The organism is Candidatus Pantoea edessiphila (genome assembly GCF_002933345.1).
Classification (GTDB): domain Bacteria; phylum Pseudomonadota; class Gammaproteobacteria; order Enterobacterales; family Enterobacteriaceae; genus Pantoea_C.
This window is the reverse complement of sequence record NZ_CM009560.1, coordinates 1-2,732: the sequence shown is the minus strand read 5'-3', so window position 1 is coordinate 2,732 and position 2,732 is coordinate 1. Positions and strand designations below refer to the sequence as shown.

The following is a 2,732-nucleotide window of genomic DNA, read 5'->3' as shown; positions in this document are numbered from 1 at the left end:
AGGTTTTTTTAGACTTAGATATAACAAGATAGCTATATATAAAAAAAAGGCTTTAAAGAAACAATAGAGCCCATATTTTAAGCAAATAGAAAAGAACCATTATTAATAACCAATTAAATTTCGATTAGTAAAAATTACAAAATCATTTTTAAAATCACATAAAATGCTGTAATCAGGTAAATCATTATTTGTTTCTAGTTTTTTTAACATCCTTTTAAATTCAGATTTTTTTGACACACTACCTATCTTTAGATATAATTTATCAAAAGAAATAGTAAACTTATTTTGATTCCCACAATGTTTACGAGCAATCTCATAAATACGACGATGTATTGGTTTTCTAATTCGAAAATAATCAGAATTAATTTTTAATACTTGTTTTTTATGTAAAGCTTGAAACAACCATTCCGGTAAAATTACTTCTACCATATTAATATCAATGCTTCCTTTTTTTTCTTCAATAATACGCCAACTATCTAATAAGCCAAAACCAATTGATTCTTGTTTTCCATTGAAAACTAAATTTGTTGTAATCCTTGTCCCTGCCAATCTTTCTAATGCCCTCTTAAGTTCTTTATATGTTCTCCCACTTACTGTTCTATTTGTAGTTATAAAGAAATTATAAGATGTAAAAAATATTATTTTACTTATAGGCTTATTAATATTAATAGACTCTTGTAATTTAGAAATAGCATAAATCCATACATCCTTATCAAAGATAGTTGCCATTCCATACTCAGCATTAGGGGCTACAATAACAGTTGTATTACCATTAACATAACGCCTAGTTGTTTTATCCCCTCCTTTTAAAGCAAAGAAAGGATGTTCCATACTGGTTATTTCATCACGAAAGCTAGAAATAATTAATTCATTAGCCATAAAAAAATCTATATCATAATTTGTAGAAATTGATGTTTCAAAATCTAAATTTTTATTTATAATTCCTTTACTTACCATTTTAATTTATTTCCTAGATTTAAATATGTAGTTTATTAATAGATATATAAAAAATTAGTTATTTAAATTAAATAATTTATATTTTAACTAATTTTAAACTTAATACTAACCATCATTCAAAATCTTAATTATTTCCTTCTACCTGTGTATAACTAATATAAATATACTGTGATTTACACATAAATATACTGTGATTTACACATAAATATACTGTGATTTACACATAAATATACTGTGATTTACACATAGGGTGTAAAAAAAAAAAGTTATTTTTTAAAGCATTACTAGTGTTTTTTTTTGCTTAACTTATTTAACTTTATTATTAACTTTAATAACTATTATTAAAGACATAAAATCTGTGGATAACTTAACTTAAAAATTAGTTAACAATATATTTTTACTTAATTTATTTAGATTATTAAAGACATAAAATCTGTGGATAACTTAACTTAAAAATAATAACTATTATTAAAGACATAAAATCTGTGGATAACTTAACTTAAAAATTAGTTAACAATATATTTTTACTTAATTTATTTAGATTATTAAAGACATAAAATCTGTGGATAACTTAACTTAAAAAATTAATTTGAATAATAACTAAATCAAGAGTACAATTAACTAATTGTATTTATATTACTAAAAATCACTTTAATTAGTTAAAGTGATAAACAAGTATAACAAGAATAAGATACCTTAACTAAAGGAAAATATTCTTCTAAAAAACAATAATTATCAATTAATAAGAATTAAGATATTCACAAAATATGTTGACTATAATCTTCTTAGTAAGAACTGCTATTAATATTTATTCTGTATTATTACTGATACGTATTTGGCTACAATTAGCAAATTGTGATCCCTATAATTCATTTACACAATCTATAATTAAAGCAACTCAACCAATTGTTAAGTTAAGAATTGTTCCTTTCATTGGTCCGATTGACGGTACATCACTAAGTTTAGTTTTCATCCTATCAACAATCAAATTACCGTTGGTAGAATTAATTCTTGGTAGAACAGAATTTCTTCCTTCTGCTGTATTTTATTTGATAGTAGGTTTATTAACATCGATTAAATTAATAGGCAAAGTAATTTTTTGGGTAGTTACGTTAAGATCACTGTTAAGTTGGGTAAATCAAAGTTATAATCCGTTGGTTTTTGCATTATACCAAATGAGTGAAGTATTCATGAATCCTATTCGTAAGATCTTACCAACTAGAATAGGCATCATAGATTTTTCTTCAATGATATTAATTATTATTATTTACCTTTTTAATTATATTGGACTAGATCTGTTTCCAGAAATCTGGCAATATATGTGACTTTCTGGCACTATATATGACCTATCTTTGGTATGAAAATCAATCATTAATTATGAAATTATACATCAACTCAAACTCAAAAAAAAATAAAATAGCTGGAATATATCAAGACAATATTAAAATCAATATTATTGCTACTCCTATAAAAAAACGAGCAAATAAATGCCTAATAAAATTTTTATCAGAAATATTTAAAGTATCAAAAAATAATATCATCTTAGAGAAAGGTGAATTTTATAAATACAAACAAATAAGAATTAACCAACCCAAAACCATACCATTAGATATTAAAAATTTAATTTTATAAAAATCACACTTATTTTTTTAAGCAAAAAAATTAAAAATAAGTATTAAAATAATTTTTTCATTATATTTTTTCAGTTAATCTCAAAAAAAAAGATAGTCAAATATATTGATATTAAGTATTAAGCCTTTTAAAAAGCTCTTAGC

At 23.1% G+C, this 2,732-nt stretch carries 3 protein-coding genes; 2 read left to right on the top strand and 1 reads right to left on the bottom strand.

Features of this window, described 5'->3' with window-relative positions; translation table 11 throughout:
* Positions 1–102: 102 nt before the first annotated feature.
* On the bottom strand, positions 103–957 hold the full coding sequence (locus CRV09_RS00105) for a replication initiator protein A (RefSeq protein ID WP_136132120.1): 855 nt from the start codon (positions 955–957) through the stop codon (positions 103–105).
* A 767-nt stretch (positions 958–1,724) separates the two neighbouring features.
* Between CRV09_RS00105 and CRV09_RS00100 the strand changes: the two genes are divergently transcribed.
* Both CRV09_RS00100 and CRV09_RS00095 read left to right on the top strand, forming a co-directional pair.
* Positions 1,725–2,282: a YggT family protein gene (locus CRV09_RS00100; RefSeq protein ID WP_136132119.1), complete on the top strand. Its 558-nt coding sequence runs from the start codon at positions 1,725–1,727 to the stop codon at positions 2,280–2,282.
* Positions 2,283–2,298: 16 nt separating this feature from the next.
* Positions 2,299–2,589, top strand: coding sequence for a DUF167 family protein (locus CRV09_RS00095; RefSeq protein WP_136132118.1), 291 nt, complete (start codon positions 2,299–2,301; stop codon positions 2,587–2,589).
* Positions 2,590–2,732: the final 143 nt, after the last annotated feature.

What these genes read in the sequence shown, in the direction of transcription:
- CRV09_RS00105 (WP_136132120.1), bottom strand. Translation starts at nt 957, where the DNA reads ATGGTAAGTAAAGGAATTATAAATAAAAATTTAGATTTTGAAACATCA.
- CRV09_RS00100 (WP_136132119.1), top strand. Translation starts at nt 1,725, where the DNA reads ATGTTGACTATAATCTTCTTAGTAAGAACTGCTATTAATATTTATTCT.
- CRV09_RS00095 (WP_136132118.1), top strand. Translation starts at nt 2,299, where the DNA reads ATGACCTATCTTTGGTATGAAAATCAATCATTAATTATGAAATTATAC.